Source organism: Candidatus Skiveiella danica, assembly GCF_022705245.1.
Lineage (GTDB): Bacteria > Pseudomonadota > Gammaproteobacteria > Burkholderiales > Burkholderiaceae_C > Skiveiella > Skiveiella danica.
This window is the reverse complement of record NZ_JAKJEW010000017.1, coordinates 1-19300: the sequence shown is the minus strand read 5'-3', so window position 1 is coordinate 19300 and position 19300 is coordinate 1. Positions and strand designations below refer to the sequence as shown.

Sequence of the window (19300 nt, the reverse complement as noted above, 5' to 3'; positions counted from 1 at the left end):
ACACCCTGCCCCGACCCCCTCGACCGATGCACCCGAAGACCTCTCGCCAGCGAGCATGGCCGCTGCATTGGCGTCGGCGGCGGAAGAAGGCCACTTCGACGAATTGCGCGGACGCGCCGCGCGGGACGACGAAACCTACACGCTGGAGCTGTCCGACAAATGGACCCAGTTCTTTGACGCACTGGGCACCGCGGGCTTCGCCGACCTGAACCGGCGCACGGAGACGCTGCAGCGCCAGATCCGCGACAACGGGGTCAGCTACAACGTCTACGCCGACGCCAGCGGTCCGCAGCGCCCCTGGGAGCTGGACCTGTTCCCGCTGATCGTGGCGCCCGAAAGCTGGCGGCAGATTGAGGCTGGCGTGCTGCAGCGCGTGCGCGTGCTTGACCGGGTGATGGCCGACGTGTACGGCCCTCGCGAGCTGCTCAAGGCCGGCCTGCTGCCGCCGGCGCTGGTGCGTGGCCACCCTGGCTACCTGCGCGCCATGCACGGTGTGGTGCCGGTGGGCGGCACCTACCTTCACATCGCGGCCTTCGACCTGGCCCGCGGTCCGGACGGCAACTGGTGGGTGGTGTCGCAGCGCACGCAGGCGCCCTCGGGCCTGGGTTACCTGCTGGAGAACCGGCTGTCGATCTCGCGCCTGTTCCCCAAGGCCTTCGAGGCCATGCACGTGCAGCGCCTGGCCGCCACCTACCGCGCGCTGATCGAGGGGCTGAAAGCCATGAGCCCGGCCGGCGCGGATTCGCACATTGCGCTGCTCACGCCCGGCCCCTACAACGAAACCTATTTCGAGCACGCCTACCTGGCGCGCTACCTGGGCCTGACGCTGGTCGAAGGCAGCGACCTGACGGTGCGCGACCAGCGCGTCTACCTCAAGACCCTGCGCGGGCTGGAGCCGGTGCACGGCCTGCTCAAGCGCCTGGACGACGAATTCCTCGACCCGCTGGAACTGCGCCCCGACTCCACGCTGGGCGTGCCCGGCCTGCTGCAGGCGATTCGCGCCGGCAACGTGCTGGTGGCCAATGCGCCCGGCTCGGCCTTTCTGGAGTCCAGCGCGCTGCTGGGCTTTCTGCCGGCCCTGTCGCGCCACCTGCTCGGCGAGGACCTGCAATTGCCCGCGCTGCCCACCTGGTGGTGCGGCGAACGCGCCTCGCTGGAAGCGGTGCTGCCGCAGCTCGACAAATGCGTGATCAAGCCCACCTACCCGGGCTCGGCGAGCCATGGCAGCTTCGAGGCCGCGCTGGGTCGATCGATGTCGCGCCGCGAACTCGATGAATGGGCGGGACGCATCCTGCGCGAGGGGGACATCCACACCACCCAGACCTGGCTGCCCTTGTCGCAGATGCCGACCTGGGAGCCGCGCACGGGCGGTGACCGGATCGAGCCCCGCTCCATGATGCTGCGCGTCTTTGCCGTGGCCGACGGCCCGCAATCGTGGCGGGTGCTGCCCGGTGGGCTGGCGCGCCTGGCCAGCGCCAGCGAAGGCATCGCCACCATGCAGCGCGGCGGCAGCAGCGCCGATGCCTGGGTCCTGACCGATGTCGAAAAAGGCGAGACGGTGGACCGCACCACGCTGCTGGCCCCTCACCAGACACCGGCCGCGGTCGTCCAGCGCAAGCGCCTGGTGACCAGCCGTGCCGCCGAGAACCTGTTCTGGATGGGCCGCTACACCGAGCGGGCCGAGAACAGCATCCGGCTGGCCCGCATCACGATCAACCGGCTGAACGGCGAGGACGCCGCGGCGCCGGCCCTGCTGGCCTGGCTGGGCGACATGGCCATGAAGAGCACCCTGGTGCTGCCCGGCGTGCCCAGCGCCGTGCAGGCGCGCCGGGTATTCGAGCGCTCGCTGATCGCCAGCCTGGACAGCCGCGACGGCGCCACCAGCGTGGGCTACAACCTGCGCGCGCTCAAGCTCAATGCCTCCAGCGTGCGCGAACGCCTGTCGCAGGAGCACTGGAGCATCATCACCCGCGCCGAGTCACAGTTCTCTCAGAGCTGCGCCGCGCACGCCGCACAGGGCGACTGGTCCGCCGCCGATGCCCTGCGCACGCTGGAGGCGGCCAGCAACGACATGGCGGCCATCACCGGAGCCCAGACCGACCGCATGACGCGCGACGACGGCTGGCGGCTGCTTTCGATCGGCCGCCTGATCGAGCGCCTGTGCGTGCTGGCGCCTGCGCTGGCCAGCGGCTTCCAGACCGGCGCGGTCCATGACAGCGGTGGCTTCGAAGCACTGGTGGCGCTGTTCGACAGCACCATCACCTTTCATGCGCAGTACCAGCAGAGCCGCGATGTCGCGGCCCTGGTGGACCTGCTGGTGCTGGACCGCGACAACCCGCGCTCGCTGGGCTGGGTGGTGCAGACGCTGCGCGGTCGCCTGGCCAAGCTGGCTGGCAGCGCGCCCGATGCACTGGATGCGCTGGCCCGCAAGATGCCCGACCCCGCCGACTGGAGGCTCGCCCCCCTGTGCACGCCGGACGCGGACGATCGCTACAGCGCTCTGGCCGCCTTGCTGTCGCAATGCCTGGGCGCGGCCTGGCAACTGTCGGAGGACATCAGTCTGCGCTACTTCACCCACACCTTCGAGACCGGCCAGAGCCTGGGGGCCTGATGGAATTGCGCATCACCCACGAGACGCGCTACGACTACAGCCCGGCGGTCGAGACAGCGCAGCACATGGCGCATCTGCACCCGCTGGACACGCCCTGCCAGCGCCTGCTGGACCATCGGCTCGACATCGCACCGACGCCCGCGCAGCGCAGCCAGACGCCCGACGTCTACGGCAATCTGCGCACGTTCTTTTCGCTGCAGTCCCCGCACACCGTGCTGCGCGTCGTGGCGGTCAGCGAAGTCGAGACCCGCGCGCCGAAGCCGGCGCGCAGCACCGTCGCCTGGGAAGCCGTACGCGAGCGCTTTCGCTTCCGCGCCGGCGCCGCCTGGGATGCCGCCGCCGAGTTCGTGTTTGCCTCGCACCATGCGCCGCGACACGATGCCTTTTCGGCCTATGCGCGCCCCAGCTTCCCCCCCGGTCGCGCGCTGATCGAGGCCGCACGCGACCTGATGGCGCGCATCCATGACGAATTCACTTATGAAACGTTCAGCACCGAGGTCAACACCCCGGCATTGGAGGCACTGGAACGGCGTACCGGTGTGTGCCAGGACTTTGCCCACATCATGATCGGCTGCCTGCGCGCCATGGGCGTACCGGCACGCTACGTCAGCGGCTACCTGCTGACGCACCCGCCGGCCGGGCAGCCGCGCCTGATCGGCAGCGACGCCTCGCATGCCTGGGTGGCCGTCTACCTGCCGGACCTGCCGGGCGCACAGGACGGCAATGGCTGGTATGACCTGGACCCCACCAACAACCGCAGCGGGTGGGGTTCGCCCGGGGAAGACTACGTGACGCTGGCGCTGGGGCGCGACTATTCAGATATTTCACCCATGCGCGGGGTGATCCACGGCGGCGCGCGGCATACACTCACGGTGGCTGTCACGGTACAGCCGCTGCAGGAACTGCTCAGCGGCACAACGCCGGCCCCACACGAAGAAGGCGAATCCGGGATACGGGATGCGGCTGCCGAGCCGCTGCCGCCCCTGCCGCCGCTACCCACCCTGACCCCTCTTTCGGAGCTGCCCGATGAACATCAACGACAAACTCAAGGCCTTTAACATCACCTTGCCGCCGGTGGCCGTGCCGGCCGCAGCCTATGTGCCCTTCGTACAGACCGGCAAGCTGGTCTTCCTCTCCGGTCACATTGCCAAGAAGGACGGCAAGCCCTGGGTGGGCCAGCTCGGCAAGAACGTGACTACCGCCGAAGGCCAGGCCGCCGCGCGTGCCGTGGCCATCGACCTCATGGGCACGCTGCAGGCGGCCTGCCAGGCCGCCGGCGGCGATCTCAACAGCGTCAAGCGCATCGTGAAGGTCATGAGCCTGGTCAACTCCACGTCCGACTTCACCGAACAGCACCTGGTGACCAACGGCTGCTCCGAGCTGCTGGCGCAGGTGTTCGGCAACAAGGGCGCGCATGCACGCAGCGCGTTCGGCGTGGCGCAGATCCCGCTGGGGGCCTGCGTGGAGATCGAACTGATCGCCGAACTGGCCTGATCCCGACCGCCGGGCCGATCCGACGCCTTGCGCCGACGGCGCACATGGCGGCACCGCCCCCTTGAGACACCCAGCAACCCGGAGCTCTTCAGCATGTGGCCCTTCAGCCGGCCGGATCTGGACAAGATCGACCTTCACCTGCAGTTCTGGACCGCCGAGCCGGACACCCCCTATACCCTTCGACTGACCGTCGACAAGCTCGACGTGGTCGAGGCCCTGGGCGTCGTGCGGGGTTCGGATTTCCGCCTCAGCAACATCGCCACGGTGCCTGTCTTCCGCGGCAAAGGCCTGGCCTCATTGGTGATCGGCACCCTCATCGGGGCGGCGCGGACCCGCCAGTGCAGCACCTTCACGATCGAAGACGTCTCACCCCGCAACCCGGCCGCGAACCGGCTGTACCAGCGCTTTGGCGCGCTCCCCCTGCCGCCGCGCGAAAGCGACGGCCATTCGGACTACCAGATCAGGCTCTGACGCCGGCTGCCCGCCTGGTCTTGGCCTCAGCCGGCACCCGGGCCGCGCCAGACGCGGACCGCCAGCACAGACACCGCCGTGCCGATGCAGGCCTCGGCGAAGCGCAGTGCCGCGCTATGGAGCGGGTGCAGGCCTGGATGCAGACTGGTCACGACCATCACCACCCCGACTGAAAGCGCCGCGTGGTTGGCCTCGGGCGGCAGGCGCAAGGCGTGGCAGGCAATGACAGCCAGAAAAACCGAAACCGCCAAGCCCAATGCGCTGAAGCCCAGGGTGCTGAGATAGGCGGCGCCGACCAGGGACCCGATGAACGTGGCCACAATCAGACGCCAGACCCGTGGCACGGATTCCCCGCGCAATTGCTGCAAGACGACGACCGCAGACATGACCGCCCACATGCCGCCCGTCTTGGCCGAGGCGCTGTGGAAGTAGCCCGTGACCGCCTCACCGCAGATGTAGGAGGCCAGGGACACCAACGCAATCTGGAGCGCCGTCTGGTAGCCGCCGGGCGTGATCATGGGGCAATCGCTCCCGGCCACAGGCCCGGATGCGCCTCCAGAAAACTCCTATCTTGATAGCAATCCATGACCATTCGACGCTGGGAAACGACCCAAACTATTCGATTCTCGTGACGCTGGCGGGCTTGAAGCCCAGATCCGCCGCCTTGCCCTTGCGCGCACGGGCCGCGCGTGCGTTGTTGAGGCTGCGGATCTCCAGCGTTTCCTCGCGCGGCTTGCCGCCGCGGCCCAGGCCTTCGATGCGGATGCTGCGGGTGTAGGCGGCGGCGCCGGCCAGGGTGTCCTTGCCATCCAGATCGATCAGCATCAGGCCGCGTCCGCCATTGGCCATGGCCCGCAGTTCGCCGATCTCGAAGGTCAGGATGCGCCCCAGCGTGGACGCACAGGCAACATGCGTGGCCGGGGCGACGGCCGAAGCACCGGCCCCGGGAACGGGCAGGCTGACCAGCGACGGCGCACAGACGGTTTCGCCCTCGCCCAGGCTGATGAAGGCCTTGCCCGCCTTCTGCCGCGACACCATGTTCTCCACTGTGGCGAGGAATCCGTAGCCGCCGGAGCTGGCCAGCAGCAAGGTGGCCGCCGCCGGGCCGGCGAAGAAATGCACCAACTGCGTGCCGGACTCCAGCTCGATCAGCGTCGTGACCGGCTGCCCGTCACCCCGCGCACCAGGAAGGGAGGCCACCGGCACCGAATACAGGCGGCCGTTGGAGCCAAAGGCCAGCAGGGTGTCGACCGAGCGGCACTCGAAGGCGCCGTACAGCGCATCGCCGGCCTTGAAGGTGTACTCCGGCGTGCCAGCCGTGGCGCCATTGCCGGCGCGGTCGCGCGCCCAGCCCTTCTGGGCGCGGGCCCAGCCCTTTTGCGACACCACCACCGTCACCGGCTCATCCACCACACGCACTTCGAGCACGGCCTTCTTCTCGGCCTGGATCAGCGTGCGCCGGGCGTCGGCGAAGGTCTTCGCATCGGCCTCGATCTCCTTGATCATCAGGCGGCGCAGGCTGGACGGGTTGCCCAGAATCTCTTCGAGCTTGCCGGCTTCCTCGCGCAGGTTCGACAACTCCTGCTCGATCTTGATGGCTTCGAGCCGCGCGAGCTGGCGCAGGCGGATTTCCAGGATGTCCTCGGCCTGGCGGTCGCTCAGGTGGAACCGCGCCATCAGCGCGGCCTTGGGCTCGTCGCTGGCGCGGATGATGGCGATCACTTCGTCGATGTTGAGCAACACGATCTGCCGCCCCTCGAGGATGTGGATGCGGTCGCGCACCTTGTCCAGGCGGTGCTGCGAGCGGCGGATGATCGTGCCCTGGCGGAACTCGATCCACTCCAGCAGCATCTGGCGCATCGACTTCAGCACCGGCCGGCCGTCCAGTCCGATCATCGTCAGGTTGATCGGCGACGAGGTCTCCAGGCTGGTGTGGGCCAGCAGCGTGGTGATGAGCTCCTGCTGCTCAATGCGGCTGGTCTTGGGTTCACAGACCAGGCGCACCGCCGCGTCCTTGCTGGACTCGTCGCGCACGCCGTCCAGCACGGCCAGCACGCTGGCCTTGAGCTGGTTCTGCTCCTGCGTGAGCGCCTTCTTGCCGGCCTTGACCTTGGGGTTGGTCAGCTCCTCGATTTCCTCCAGCACGCGCTGGGTGCTGACGCCCGGCGGCAGCTCGGTGACCACCAGCTGCCACTGGCCGCGCGCCAGGTCTTCAATCTTCCAGCGCGCGCGGCACTTCAGCGAGCCACGCCCGGTGCGGTACGCATCGGCGATGTCGCCCGCCGTGCTGATGATCTGGCCGCCGCCGGGGTAGTCGGGCCCGGGCACCAGGGCGAACAGCTCGTCGTCGGAAAGCTTCGGGTTGCGGATCAGCGCCACACAGGCATCGGCCACTTCGCGCAGGTTGTGGCTGGGGATCTCGGTGGCCAGGCCCACGGCGATGCCGCTGGCCCCGTTGAGCAGGGTGAACGGCAGCCGGGCCGGCAGCTGTTTCGGTTCTTCGGTGGAGCCGTCGTAGTTGGGCTGGAAATCGACCGTGCCTTCATCGATTTCGTCGAGCAGCAGGCTGGTGATCCTGGCCAGCCGCGCCTCGGTGTAGCGCATGGCGGCGGCGCCGTCGCCGTCACGGCTGCCGAAGTTGCCCTGGCCATCGATCAGCGGGTAGCGCTGGGAGAAGTCCTGCGCCATGCGCACCAGCGCGTCGTAGGCAGCCTGGTCGCCGTGCGGATGGAAGCGGCCCAGCACGTCGCCCACCACACGGGCGCACTTGACGGGCTTGGCACCCGTATTGCCGTTGGGCCCACCGAAGCCCAGGCCCATGCGCGACATGCTGTACAGGATGCGCCGCTGCACCGGCTTCTGGCCATCGCACACATCGGGCAAGGCGCGGCCCTTGACCACGCTCAGGGCGTATTCGAGGTAGGCGCGTTGGGCGTAGGTGGCGAGGTTGAGCGAGTCGTCGGACCCGGGCGGGGAGAGATCGAGCGTCGGTTGGTCGTTCATCAATAGAAGGTGTCACGCGGCACGATGGCGGCAGGCGCCACGACGGCCGGGAGGGAGGGAGGAATCATGTTGCCGCGCCCGACCGCGCCACCGGCCGGGGCAGGAAAGCTCATGTGCACCCGCCCCCCCGGTCGCGGCGACGGCGCCAGGGCGGCCGGTGGCTTGAGCAGGTTGTAAAGCTGCATGACGGTGCTGACGTAGTTCTGGGTTTCCCGGTAATTGGGCACACGATTGCCCGCCCGCTGCACCGCGCCTTCACCGGCGTTGTAGGCGGCCAGAGCCAGTTCCAGCTGGCCCGGAAAGAGCCGGATCAGGTAGCTCAGGTAGCTGGCACCGGCGCGGATGTTGATGGCGGGGTCGGCCAGCTTCTGCTCGATGCTGGCGCGCCGGTCGGCATTGACGCCATACCGTGCGGCGGTGGCCGGCATCACCTGCATCAGGCCGATCGCGCCTTTGGGCGACACGGCGCCGGCATCGAACCCGGATTCGGTGGCAATCAGGGCCTTGAGCAGTTCGTAATCGACATCATGGTGAGCCGAGGCTTCGCGCAGCAGGTGCTTGACATTGCGAAATCCGGGCGCCACTTCAAAGAACGCCACCAGCTTCGGCTGCGCCGTGGGCACCGCAACTGCGCGTGCCGTGCCGGTCGCAGTGTCCGCGGCCTGCGGGCTGCCACGGAAAAACAGCTGGTAGCGCGGATCGACCTGCTCGTTCGCAAAATGCGCCACGCCCGCTTCGTCGATGTGGGCCCAGACGTCGGCGCGGGCCGGGATACTCAAAAACAATAGCAGGACAAGACCCACCCATGCTGGGGTTCGACCGAACAATTCGAAAAATCGATGAAAAGGCAGGCGTGGCATGGTCAGTGGGCTCAGATGTCGATCTCCACCGCGTCACCGTGGAGTTCCATCAACTCGCGCCGGGCCGCGGCCTCGCCCTTGCCCATGAGTTTGGTGATCAGGTTTTCGGTTTGCATGAAATCCATCGTACCCAGTTGCACCGGCAACAGGCGGCGCGTATCCGGATTGAGCGTGGTGTCCCACAATTGTTCCGCGTTCATCTCGCCCAGTCCCTTGAACCGGCTGATGCTCCACGCGCCTTCGCGCACATTTTCCTTGCGCAACTTATCCAATATGGCGGTCAATTCGCCTTCATCAAGGGCATAGGCCTTGGAAGCCGGCTTTTTCCCGCGCGCCGGCGCGTCCACCCGGAACAGCGGCGGGCGGGCCACAAACACGTGGCCGGCCTCGATCAGCTTGGGGAAGTGGCGGAAAAAGAGCGTCAGCAGAAGCACCTGGATGTGCGAACCGTCCACATCGGCGTCGCTCAGGATGCAGACCTTGCCGTAGCGCAGGCCGGAGAGGTCGGGCGTGTCGTCGGGCCCGTGCGGGTCGACGCCGATGGCCACCGCGATGTCGTGAATCTCGTTGTTCTTGAACAGCAGGTCGCGGTCGACCTCCCAGGTGTTGAGCACCTTGCCGCGCAGCGGCAGGATGGCCTGGCTTTCCTTGTCGCGGCCCATCTTGGCACTGCCGCCGGCCGAGTCGCCCTCGACCAGAAAGACCTCGTTGTAGGCGATGTCGCGGCTTTCGCAGTCGGTCAGCTTGCCGGGCAGCACGGCCACGCCCGAACCCTTGCGCTTCTCGACCTTCTGTCCGGCCTTCTGGCGCGTCTGCGCGGCCTTGATGGCCAGCTCCGCCAGCTTCTTGCCGTGCTCGACGTGCTCGTTGAGCCAGAGTTCGAGCGCCGGGCGCACAAAGCTGGACACCAGGCGCACCGCATCGCGCGAGTTCAGCCGTTCCTTGATCTGGCCCTGGAACTGGGGATCGAGCACCTTGGCGCTGAGCACGTAGGAGGCCCGGGCAAACACGTCTTCCGGCATCAGCTTCACGCCCTTGGGCAGCAGCGAGTGCAGCTCGATGAAGCTCTTGACGGCGTTGAAGACCCCATCACGCAGGCCCAGCTCATGGGTGCCGCCGGCGCTGGTGGGAATCAGGTTGACATAGCTTTCACGCACCGCACCGCCGTCCTCGGTGAAGGCCAGGCACCAGGCTGCGCCCTCGCCTTCGGCAAAGCTGTCGTGCTGGCCGTCGGCGAAGCCGTCGCCTTCGAGTAGCGGAATCACCGGATCGCCATTGAGCGTCTGCATCAGGTAGTCGCGCAGGCCGCCCTTGTAAAGCCAGGTCTGGACTTCTTTCGTCTTCTCCAGGGTCAGCGTCACGCTCACGCCCGGCATCAGCACCGCCTTGCTGCGCAGCAGGTGGGTGAGCTCGCCCAGCGGCAGGATGGCCGATTCGAAGTACTTCGGGTCCGGCCAGACGCGCACTGCGGTCCCGCTGCGCCGCTCACCGGGACCGGCCTCGCTGATCACCAGCGGCTCGATCACGTCGCCGCCCGAGAACACCAGGCGCGCCACCTTGCCTTCGCGGTAGCTGGTGGCCTCCAGCCGGGTCGCCAGGGCGTTGGTGACGGAAACGCCCACGCCGTGCAGACCGCCCGAGAAGCTGTAGGCGCCGCCCTTGCCCTTGTCGAATTTGCCGCCGGCATGCAGGCGGGTGAAGACCAGTTCGATGACCGGCGCTTTTTCCTCGGGGTGCAGGCCGAACGGAATGCCGCGGCCGTCGTCTTCGACAGTGACGGACCCATCGGTGTGCAGGGTGACCTTGATCTTCTTGCCGTGCCCGGCCAGCGCTTCATCGGCTGCGTTGTCCAGCACTTCCTGGATCACGTGCAGCGGGTTGTCGGTGCGGGTGTACATGCCCGGGCGCTGCTTGACAGGCTCCAGGCCCTTGAGCACGCGGATCGAGCCTTCGGAGTAATCAGCGGATGTCTTGACTGCGGGATTCGTTGCCATGGGGCGGATTGTAGTGCCGCTGTTAGAAAACGCTGTATGCAATAACAGGTACACGGCAAAGAACGACCTGCCTCGTCAGGCATTCTGTTGTCGTGTTGCATTCTGTTTTGAACTTAAGCGGGCATTGACGCAAATGACCTTTAGCTGAATGACCCTTCACAGGTGCTCGACCTTGGCGCGGATGCAGGCCTTGATCTGCTCCAGTTGCTCCTTGAGTCCAATGATGGGTCGATTCTTGTCCATCACACGGCGCTGGCCCGGGATCATGGCAATGTGCCCGTTGACTTGTGGGTGTTGCGCCTGAACCTCCTCGCGTTTGTGAACGCCCCGGTAACGCGAGTCCGCAAAGACCTGTTGTTCTTGCCCGTGCAGCAGCGCAGCCGCCTGGGTGATGTCGTGTGCATGGGCTGATGTGGTCGTGACGGTGTGCACCAGGCCCGAATCGGCGTCCACGCCAATGTGAGCCTTCATGCCAAAGTGCCATTGATTGCCCTTCTTGGTTTGGTGCACCTCGAGGTCTCGTTGCCCTCTGTCGTTCTTGGTCGGGCTCGGTGCCGCAATCAACGTGGCATCGACCACTGTGCCGGCCTTGAGTGCGTGATGCCAGTATCGGGCCAGGCAAACTCACGGTACAGCGGGATGTCGTGCAGCGCTTCTTCCATGGCCGGATCGCAGTGATCGAAGAATTGTTGCAGCAGGTAATGCGCAGCACCACTTCGGTGGCAAACGGCGGGCGCCCCGTCCTGCCCAATGGGGCATGCGGCGCTATCAGGGTCAGCAGTTCGGACCACGGAATCACCAGGCTCATCTCGTCCGGAAATTCAGGGGTGCGTCACGCGTGCGCTTGGCGACCAACTTGAATCCGGCGCTGGCAAAGCTCATTTGTTCCATGGCTCAACTGTCTCAGTTTGGGCCGTCACCCGGCGGACTTTTACAGACCATGCTTAAGAATCAAACACCACACTTGAAGGCCGCTGAAAACCTCTCCGCCCAACACATGCGCGGAGCCGACACTTTCACCGAAAGGCTGTTCACGATGCGCGGTATGCAAGTACCGTGAACGTCTGATCAAGCACGACACCATGATTGAACTGTTCTACGAAGTGCGGGCCATTGCAAACATTAAAGGCTGGCTATCGGGCGAATATTTCAGTGTGGACGACACCCTCATCCAGGCCACGGCCGAACACAAAAGCTTAGAGCACCGTGACGGCAGCGACGATGACGGGGCCAACATCAAGGGCAAGACGCATTGCAACGGCAAACATGCCTCCACCACCGAACGCGATGCCCGGCTGTGCCGCAAGTACAACACCGCCAGCGACCTGCGCTTCATGGGGCACACCCTCAGTGACAACCGTCACGGCTTGATGGCCAGCGCGATGATTACCACCGCCGGCGACCATGCCGAACGCGAAGCGGCCAAGGCCATGATCAACGAGGCTCGCCAGGCATCGGGCGATTGGGCCACCACCCTCACGCTTGGTGCGGACAATGGCTATGACGCACAGGAGTTCATCGAAGCATTGCATGAGATGAACGTCACCCCTCATGTGGCGCCGCCACACCTAAGGGCGTAGCTCGGCGGTGCCTAAGGCCGTGGCCAAGATCCTGCAGCAGAAGCGCAAACTCATCGAACACGGCTTCGGTTGGACAAAGACAATGGGGCATCCACGAGGTGATGGTACGAGGCCTAAAGAATGTCGATCAGGTCTTTGTGTTGGCGATGGCCCGCTACAACCTTGCACATACGCGCTCGCTGGGGCAAATCCGTGTGCAGGAGCCGTAAGCGGCCAAAAGAACAGGGAAAGCGGCTCAAACGCGAGAGAACGGACTTGAAAACCGGTGAAATTTCAAAATGCGAAACTCCAAAATCTGAAAATCAAACAAATCGAGCAAGCGATCTCTCTCGGACGCGGGGTATTTCAACAGCCAGCTAACTGACGCTCTTGTAGCGTTTATACAATATATTAACTCGTTGAACGTAGGCTGCAGTCTCAGCATACGGCGGTATCCCTTTATGCTTTTCTACTGCCATAGGGCCTGCATTATAAGCCGCTACTGCCAAATCAATATCACCTCTAAACTTCATGAGCAAACCAGCCAAGTACCGAGTTCCGCCTCGTATATTATAAGAAGGAACTCTTGCATCCGTAACGCCTAATTCACGAGCAGTATCAGGCATCAACTGCATTAGTCCTACAGCACCCTTCTTGGATTTTGCAAGTGGCCTAAAACCAGATTCAGCATGTATTACAGCACGTACCAAAGATGATTCAAGCCTGTACATTTCAGATGCAGCATCTATTTCCCCAGAATAATCATTTAGATATAATTTTGTTGTATGCCAATCAATATTTGAATTCAAACCACATGCGAAGCAAGACTCATTTAGAATAGTATATGCACCTCTAGCCGGCGGAGTGTCAGAGAATGTTGTTACCCCGCCAGAAAGATGCTTATATATTTTTGGCTTTGATTCAGCCAAGTTGGAATTTCTTTCAAGGAAATCCGATCGTTCATACTCGGCATGTGCAACTACAGCAAAAAAATAAAGGCTCAACGAAATAATGAAGTACTTCGGTAGCATCTGTATAATACCAAACAAGCGATGGAGAGATGGGATCAGCGTCAAATGACGCGAAGTTTGCCTATTTCGTTGGGTTGAAAGGTCGATTTCTGTCCTTTTCCCAGTCCTTCGCCTCTGATTTTTCTTAGTTAGAATCACTTCCGGACCTCCCTCAGCAACGTTTGCCAGATCATATCCAAATTATGCAGCGGGAACGGAGCCGCAATATTCGCGTTGATACTAGGAAGACGTCCCTGACAAATTCATTTCAAGCTCCGACCAATGCGAGAGGTGCCAACCGGAGTTGTGGACCCGGGGCGTGAATCGCTAGCATGCGTGATCTGCCCCCAATTTTCATATCAATCATAATTCCGGAAGTCCGTGGTATGCAAGGTTAAGCATGGTCTGCAAAAGTCCGCCGGGTAACGGCTCAATCTGAGACAGTCGAGCTGTGGGTAACCTCCTTGGAGGTGGTGTAAGTTTTTCTGGTCTCCGCGGCGCGAAGCCCGAAGCGCCTGCAGAGCAGGCGTTGGAGTTCCCATGGGGGTGGCCATCGTGAGTCCGGATAAGGTTGAGGTGCGACCCACCAACCTTGATCCTTGAAAGACGTCACGATGACCGACGCCACTATCGCATTAACTTTGCTCGCCGAGAAGGGAGCAGACGTTGACATGCTGCGCCAGATGGTGCAGTTCACGGCCCAGCGCTTCATGAAACTCGACGTTGAGGCACGCCGCGGCGCCGGCTACGACGAGAAGAGCCCACAGCGCTTCAACAGCCACAACGGTGACGGGAACACGCCTGGGACACCCGCGCCGACATCCTGGCCCTAACGATCACCAAACTGCGCTCGGGCTATCGCTCCATGCACGCAAGTCTATGATTTACATAAGAAAAAAGCCGCGAGCAGTATACCCCTAGCGGCCTTTATCTTCACTATTGGTGGGCTGGGGTCAATTGAAAGATGCCTTAAAACCAGCATGAATTCTACGTTATCGCCCAAACAACACCGTCTTGTTCCCCGGTTCGCTCCCCGCTACCCACCGCTTGACTACCCACTAACTCGCCTATCTTACCTCTCATACCACCTGATGGAAGAGCCCCACATGGGGGGCAAGGGAAGAAATATTAACAACAGACCCCAGGGGGGGTGTTCCTGCATTTGGAGCGGTAACTGGGGGTACTGGAGGCGTACCCCGATGAAGAAAATCTCCAAAATCCGAATTCAAAGCGAAAAGAAATTTTTGAGGTTACCTTATCGGCTATGTATCGCTAGATATTAGCAATATGCGAGACTTACTATACCGTCTAAGAAGTACTCAATACTTCTATTAGAACTATGAGAAGTTCTAATCTGACAGCTCACAACGTTTCATTGAGTCTGCATTGGCCTCGATGGTTTAAATCAAAAAAAATGCAATATTAGTGAACCTATCGGGTGTATATCGGTTCGTATAAATTACGTACTTGGGGCGATTGTGGTTTTTCTCTGAACAACGTATGCCCGTTTTTGGAGTGGAATCTACTTCAGCAATGCAGCGATTGCCGTCGATGGCGGCGAAGAAATGGGTTTACGGTACCTGGCACGAAGCCGACATCGGCTCACCCGGCAGCGCGGTGGCATCAATGACCGGTATCGAGGTGGCTGCTGTCATCCAGCGTGCCAGGCCAGTGCCCGCCTCCGGGTCAACCAACGGGCGACTGGACGATTCGAGGCTTGGATCATGGTTTGGGGTCCTGCTTCTGTTGACGCATGATTTCCTCTTCGACCTCGCGTAGGCGGTCCTTGCCGAAGAACAGCTCGTCACCAATGAAAAAGCTGGGCGAACCGAAGGCGCCTCGGTCGTAGGATCGCTGGGTGTTTTCGAGTAACCGCGCCTTGACATCTGAGTCCTGCATTGCAGCGAGCAACCCCGTCGCGTCAAGGCCAGCCTTGTCCACTACCTCAAATATCACGCTGTCCTCGCCCATGTTGCGTTCCTGCTCCCACATCGCCACATAGATCGCTTCGACGTAGTGCTCGAAACAGCCCAGTTTTTGCGCGGCAATGGCCCCGCGCATCACCTTCAGGGTGTTCACCGGGAAATGGGGGTTGCGCCGGAACCGCGTGAGCCCGTGGCGTTCGATGAAGCGCCGCACCTCGAGCAAGTCGTAGGCCCGCTTTTTTGGAATGCCCGCGAATGCCTCGGCCGGAGACCGGTTGTTGGCGAGCTTGAAGAGGCCGCCGAGGAGGACAGGTACGTAACGGCGTGCGTCATGCGGCAGCCTCTTGCATGGCGCTCAGGCGCTCGATCCGGACTGGCACGTACTTGTGCCAAGGCGTTCCTGCGAATGGGTCGCGGCTTGTCGTATCGGTGAGCTCGTTGAGCGACACGCCCTTGTGCACTGGCGTCCCGTCAGCCGCCGTGTAGTCGAGTCCGTGGCCGTTCGGCAGCGACACATGGCCTGGCTGCAGGTCGTCGCCCAGTTCGACTGCTGCGCGGGCGTTGCCCCGGCGCGTCGTCATGCTGACCCAATCGCCTTCCTTGCAACCGATCTTCCCAGCGTCGCCTGGGTGCATGCGCAGTGTGCCGAAGGTGCCTCGGCGGTGCCATGGCCGCGCTGTCTGCGCTGTCTGCGCTATAGGGGGTGCATGAGTTGGCGTTTTGATTGGAGCTTGTGTGGGGGGGGGTATACCCTCGGACTTTTGCAGCTTTGCCGCGTCACGCGCTTTTCTTGCCGCTGTTAGGGAAACGTCCGGATAGCTACCAAAAGCCATGCGACCCTCTTTGCCGTCAAAGTAGGTTTTCCAAAACCACCGCTTCGAGCCTGCCGGGCTCACTTCCAGATACAGCCCCCCGGCATCGGTAAACCGCGCCCGCTTCTTGTCCGGGGAACAAACTGCATTTCGGCATTGGGCATCGGTCAGCATCGGGGTTTCTCCAGTGAAAGCGGGGAACGACTGCGAAAAATGACCATTTGCCCCGGTCTGTTCCCCGGCATGTTCCCCGCTTTTGGTTTGGCTGTCAATAGCCCCCGTTAGTCCTCAATGCTTCATAAGTAGTTGATTTTACAAATAAAAAGCCGCTAGGTGGTGATTCCTAGCGGCCCTTAAACAGAGTATTGGTGGTGTAGTGCGGACCCGGGTTCAAACTCGGTCTCCCAACAGGTGAGGAAGGTTTCGGGTGTTTGTCCCCTATTTGCGGAGATTGTCCTTTTCGGATTATGAAAAAGTTAATTGGCCGTGAATAGCACCGCGCCAGCCTCGCAAGAGGTACGGCCTGCCATCGGCTTTCATGCCTTCATCGCCTAAAGCTTGGTGGGAGGATGTGCCAGCCGGCCAAGTCGCCCGCGGAGTTATCGTCAAGACGCGTGTGCCTCACCTCCGGCGGAGCCTTGTCCACTAACTCAACATAGGCCTGTCCAGACAACTGGTCCGGGAAGACCGCAAGGCACTTGCCTGGGCCCATCGTGGATTTGTACAAAATCGCCTCAAACCCGGCGACCCGAATAAGCTCCGCCAAGATATGGCTACGGGCTGGCAACCCGAACTGTACGGGAAGAACTCGCCAGTTGTGCTTCAACACAGCGTCGTAGAGACCCCTGCCACTTTGGATCATTGAAAGATCACCCGGTTTCATACGGAGCTTCTTCTTTAAAGTTTTCGCCCGCTCCGGAAGTTTGATTTTCTTAAGCACCTTTGCTACGGCCTCAAGGTGCCGAGGCAAGGTCATATCAAAGACTCGCTCAATGCGCCCTTGCAGAAGCACAGTGGTATGGCTCCTTCCATGCTCAAGGGCCAACTCTTCAGGCTTCAACCCATCAATCGCCTGCGATGATTTGAGCTGAAATTTTTCCCGATAGGCAGTTTCGTAGTCCTCCGCAATGTACAGGGCTGGCCAAGGATTAAGTGTGCCCGGATCCAAATCCATCCCTGCATTGAATCGAGCACCATATCCCGTCAGGCTGCCAGCGCTCGACAGAGGCATATTCGTAAACTGGTAATCGACGATTCGCACCCACCCCTGAATTACAAGCGGATTTGTCTGGTGCTGCTGGAGCGCAGCGATCAACTCGGGACGCAAGCGGCGTCGTTCAGGCTCCAAGGCGAAGTACAAATTCGCCTCCAACTCATCCAAGTCGTTCGACAGAGCGGTCCAACGATCAATCGACTCGCTGCTGAAACGATCCAGTTCACGTATTCCGATCGGCTCTTGCGGGGCCGTTCGCGCCGCAGGAATGACGAGTTTTCTAGGCTTTGGCAACTCGACTAGTCCAATCAGGCCATTTCCGGCTCTTGAACATGGGTTCGATTTTTATCAAGCACCGCATTAATGATGAATTTTCGCAACCGCTCGAAGCGCCCCAAACGGATCATGTCTCTAGGGGACACATCACCCAACATCGGATTGCGAGCCCTAAACCAGGTCACCGTCTTATCGGTGTCCCCATCAAAGAATTTGGCCACCATGTTGATGGTGATGGCAATTTCCTCCAAACGCTCGCGCATCGGCTCTGGAATGGAATCGTCGTAGCGAACCGACTTCAGCGAGACTGAGGCCAGCTTCGAAACATCTTCGCGTTTAAGCCCCAGGACCTCAGGCACGACCTTTGGTTGAAAGGAATTGCCAACCCCGAAGTGAAAATAGTCTTCAGGAACACTGTCAAACAAACTGAAGCCTGCGGTCGACTGGGCACTCACCATAGGAACCATATAAGCCTCTTGCCACAAAAAAAAGTCGTCATAGAACCACAAAAGAGACACATTTTAACCAACTATTGCCCATCATCTTAACGGTCTGCCAAAGACCACGCAACAGACGCGCGCGCACCAGTCACACAACGACTCCCATACCCCTTTTTGTATGGAGAATTCTGATGACGACCAAGATCTGCGCCTGCTGCGGACAACCCTTTCAGCCCCGCCCACAGGTCCACAACCAAACCTATTGCTCGTCCCCGGCCTGCCAACGCGCTCGACGCCAAGCCTGGCAGCGCAAGAAGCTTCAAGACGACCCTTTCTACCGAGAGAACCTCCAGGATGCACAGCGTGCCTGGCGCGACCGAAACCCAGACTACTCGCGTCGGTACCGAGCAACGAATCCGGCGTATGCCGAGAGAAACCGACAACAACAGCGCTCAAAGCCAAATCCCGCGCATGAATTCGACCCTGCAACGGCGAACGTGTCAACGAGGCCTGATGGACTTCCCGCTGGAATCTATCGAATCAGACCCATTCAGGTGAAGGGCCCTGCAAAGATGGACGCGTGGATTGTGGAGATTTCCCCTGTGTGCGCCGAGTGCCCTTGCAAAACAGACGTTTGCAAAGATAGGACGTGATCGCCAATTGGCCCACGAGCATTTACCGTACGGCCCAACTGAACAGCATGCGATCCGGTCTATGTCTACCGATGTGCCAAAAGATGATGCGTTGGATCGGCCGGCCAACTTCCGGGCTGCCGAGTACGTCCGGATGTCGACCGAACACCAGCAGTACTCCACCGAAAACCAGGCCGACAAGATCCGTGAGTACGCTGCGCACCGCGGCGTTGAGATCGTACGCACCTATGCGGATGAGGGCAAAAGTGGCCTGAACATTGGCGGGCGCCTGGCCCTGCAGCAACTGATCAAGGACGTGGAAGCCGGTCCGGTCGATTTTCAAATGATCCTGGTGTACGACGTCAGCCGCTGGGGGCGCTTCCAGGATGCCGACGAAAGCGCCTATTACGAGTACATCTGTCGTCGCGCCGGCATCCAAGTGACCTACTGCGCCGAGCAGTTCGAAAACGATGGCTCCCCCGTCTCAACAATAGTCAAAGGCGTCAAGCGTGCCATGGCCGGTGAGTACAGCCGGGAACTGTCAGCCAAGGTCTTTGCAGGTCAATGCCGTCTGATTGAACTGGGCTACCGTCAAGGGGGCCCCGCTGGCTTTGGGCTGCGCCGGGTCTTGATCGACCAGACTGGGTCCGTCAAAAGTGAACTGGTACGCGGTGAGCACAAGAGCCTGCAAACGGATCGGGTCATTTTGATGCCAGGGCCGGAGCCGGAAGTCGAAACGGTCAATCAGATCTACCGTTGGTTCATTGATGAAGGCGTGCCTGAATTCCAAATCGCAGCCCGCCTCAATAACCAGGGGGTCCGCACCGACCTGGATCGTGACTGGACGCGTGCCACGGTGCGCGAAGTACTGAGCAATGAAAAATACGTCGGCAACAACGTCTACAACCGTATCTCCTTCAAACTATTGAGACTTACATAATTCATGACATCACCAGAGCGTAGCCTGCATCCAGCAAGCGGCAATGATGGACGGACGCTT

The 19300-nt window shown here is 61.7% G+C and carries 14 protein-coding genes and 3 pseudogenes; 7 read left to right on the top strand and 10 right to left on the bottom strand.

All coding sequences use genetic code 11. The annotated features are described in order from the left end of the window. Positions 1-55 precede the first annotated feature (55 nt). The 4 genes from ACMUOY_RS11095 to ACMUOY_RS11080 all read left to right on the top strand — a co-directional run bounded on the left by ACMUOY_RS11095 (position 56) and on the right by ACMUOY_RS11080 (position 4576). Positions 56-2611 carry a circularly permuted type 2 ATP-grasp protein gene (locus ACMUOY_RS11095; RefSeq protein WP_413892844.1) on the top strand — a complete coding sequence of 852 codons (2556 nt, stop codon included), beginning with the start codon at positions 56-58 and terminating at the stop codon, positions 2609-2611. Next, a complete protein-coding gene (locus tag ACMUOY_RS11090) occupies positions 2611-3669 on the top strand; it encodes a transglutaminase family protein (protein ID WP_413892782.1) in 1059 nt (352 codons plus the stop codon). The genes ACMUOY_RS11095 and ACMUOY_RS11090 overlap by 1 nt, the downstream gene beginning before the upstream one ends. Then, the gene (locus tag ACMUOY_RS11085; protein ID WP_413892781.1) at positions 3638-4105 is read left to right on the top strand and encodes a RidA family protein; all 468 of its coding nucleotides are present in this window, start codon (positions 3638-3640) and stop codon (positions 4103-4105) included. The genes ACMUOY_RS11090 and ACMUOY_RS11085 overlap by 32 nt, the downstream gene beginning before the upstream one ends. Before the next feature lie 93 nt (positions 4106-4198). After that, entirely contained in the window at positions 4199-4576 is a 378-nt protein-coding gene (locus tag ACMUOY_RS11080; RefSeq protein ID WP_413892780.1) for a GNAT family N-acetyltransferase, read from the top strand. Positions 4577-4602: 26 nt separating this feature from the next. On the opposite strand, the gene ACMUOY_RS11075 is transcribed toward ACMUOY_RS11080, so the two are convergent. The 5 genes and pseudogenes from ACMUOY_RS11075 to ACMUOY_RS11055 form a co-directional block, all read right to left on the bottom strand. After that, entirely contained in the window at positions 4603-5094 is a 492-nt protein-coding gene (locus ACMUOY_RS11075) for an FUSC family protein (RefSeq protein ID WP_413892779.1), read from the bottom strand. 97 nt (positions 5095-5191) lie between these two features. Then, entirely contained in the window at positions 5192-7579 is a 2388-nt protein-coding gene (gene parC, locus ACMUOY_RS11070; protein ID WP_413892778.1) for a DNA topoisomerase IV subunit A, read from the bottom strand. Beyond that, positions 7579-8364, bottom strand: coding sequence for a lytic transglycosylase domain-containing protein (locus ACMUOY_RS11065; protein ID WP_413892777.1), 786 nt, complete (start codon positions 8362-8364; stop codon positions 7579-7581). The genes parC and ACMUOY_RS11065 overlap by 1 nt, the downstream gene beginning before the upstream one ends. An 86-nt stretch (positions 8365-8450) precedes the next feature. Beyond that, the gene (locus ACMUOY_RS11060) at positions 8451-10433 is read right to left on the bottom strand and encodes a DNA topoisomerase IV subunit B (protein WP_413892776.1); all 1983 of its coding nucleotides are present in this window, start codon (positions 10431-10433) and stop codon (positions 8451-8453) included. A gap of 162 nt (positions 10434-10595) precedes the next feature. Beyond that, positions 10596-11324, bottom strand: a pseudogene (locus ACMUOY_RS11055) (IS5 family transposase); the annotation flags it as partial. Positions 11325-11482: 158 nt separating this feature from the next. On the opposite strand from ACMUOY_RS11055, the pseudogene ACMUOY_RS11050 reads away from it, so the two are divergent. Then, positions 11483-12222, top strand: a pseudogene (locus ACMUOY_RS11050) (transposase); the annotation flags it as partial. A gap of 147 nt (positions 12223-12369) precedes the next feature. Here ACMUOY_RS11050 and ACMUOY_RS11045 read toward each other — a convergent pair. Next, positions 12370-12921 carry a lytic transglycosylase domain-containing protein gene (locus tag ACMUOY_RS11045; protein ID WP_413892775.1) on the bottom strand — a complete coding sequence of 184 codons (552 nt, stop codon included), beginning with the start codon at positions 12919-12921 and terminating at the stop codon, positions 12370-12372. Positions 12922-13616: 695 nt separating this feature from the next. On the opposite strand from ACMUOY_RS11045, the gene ACMUOY_RS11040 reads away from it, so the two are divergent. Next, positions 13617-13835: a hypothetical protein gene (locus ACMUOY_RS11040; protein ID WP_413892774.1), complete on the top strand. Its 219-nt coding sequence runs from the start codon at positions 13617-13619 to the stop codon at positions 13833-13835. A gap of 889 nt (positions 13836-14724) precedes the next feature. Here ACMUOY_RS11040 and ACMUOY_RS11035 read toward each other — a convergent pair. The 4 genes from ACMUOY_RS11035 to ACMUOY_RS11020 all read right to left on the bottom strand — a co-directional run bounded on the left by ACMUOY_RS11035 (position 14725) and on the right by ACMUOY_RS11020 (position 17686). Continuing rightward, positions 14725-15267 (bottom strand): 2-hydroxychromene-2-carboxylate isomerase, encoded by a 543-nt coding sequence (locus ACMUOY_RS11035; RefSeq protein WP_413892843.1) that lies wholly within the window; start codon positions 15265-15267, stop codon positions 14725-14727. Then, on the bottom strand, positions 15257-15913 hold the full coding sequence (locus ACMUOY_RS11030; RefSeq protein WP_413892773.1) for an integrase arm-type DNA-binding domain-containing protein: 657 nt from the start codon (positions 15911-15913) through the stop codon (positions 15257-15259). The genes ACMUOY_RS11035 and ACMUOY_RS11030 overlap by 11 nt, the downstream gene beginning before the upstream one ends. Before the next feature lie 370 nt (positions 15914-16283). After that, the gene (locus ACMUOY_RS11025; RefSeq protein ID WP_413892772.1) at positions 16284-17246 is read right to left on the bottom strand and encodes an RES family NAD+ phosphorylase; all 963 of its coding nucleotides are present in this window, start codon (positions 17244-17246) and stop codon (positions 16284-16286) included. 14 nt (positions 17247-17260) lie between these two features. Continuing rightward, entirely contained in the window at positions 17261-17686 is a 426-nt protein-coding gene (locus ACMUOY_RS11020) for a hypothetical protein (RefSeq protein ID WP_413892771.1), read from the bottom strand. A 696-nt stretch (positions 17687-18382) separates the two neighbouring features. Here ACMUOY_RS11020 and ACMUOY_RS11015 point away from each other — a divergent pair. Beyond that, positions 18383-19225 (top strand): annotated as a pseudogene (locus tag ACMUOY_RS11015) (recombinase family protein); the annotation flags it as partial. Between the last annotated feature and the right edge of the window lie 75 nt (positions 19226-19300).

Coding starts and splice junctions, on each gene's coding strand:
- ACMUOY_RS11095 (WP_413892844.1), top strand. CDS start 56: ATGGCCGCTGCATTGGCGTCGGCGGCGGAAGAAGGCCACTTCGACGAA.
- ACMUOY_RS11090 (WP_413892782.1), top strand. CDS start 2,611: ATGGAATTGCGCATCACCCACGAGACGCGCTACGACTACAGCCCGGCG.
- ACMUOY_RS11085 (WP_413892781.1), top strand. CDS start 3,638: ATGAACATCAACGACAAACTCAAGGCCTTTAACATCACCTTGCCGCCG.
- ACMUOY_RS11080 (WP_413892780.1), top strand. CDS start 4,199: ATGTGGCCCTTCAGCCGGCCGGATCTGGACAAGATCGACCTTCACCTG.
- ACMUOY_RS11075 (WP_413892779.1), bottom strand. CDS start 5,094: ATGATCACGCCCGGCGGCTACCAGACGGCGCTCCAGATTGCGTTGGTG.
- parC (WP_413892778.1), bottom strand. CDS start 7,579: ATGAACGACCAACCGACGCTCGATCTCTCCCCGCCCGGGTCCGACGAC.
- ACMUOY_RS11060 (WP_413892776.1), bottom strand. CDS start 10,433: ATGGCAACGAATCCCGCAGTCAAGACATCCGCTGATTACTCCGAAGGC.
- ACMUOY_RS11040 (WP_413892774.1), top strand. CDS start 13,617: ATGACCGACGCCACTATCGCATTAACTTTGCTCGCCGAGAAGGGAGCA.
- ACMUOY_RS11030 (WP_413892773.1), bottom strand. CDS start 15,913: ATGCTGACCGATGCCCAATGCCGAAATGCAGTTTGTTCCCCGGACAAG.
- ACMUOY_RS11020 (WP_413892771.1), bottom strand. CDS start 17,686: ATGGTGAGTGCCCAGTCGACCGCAGGCTTCAGTTTGTTTGACAGTGTT.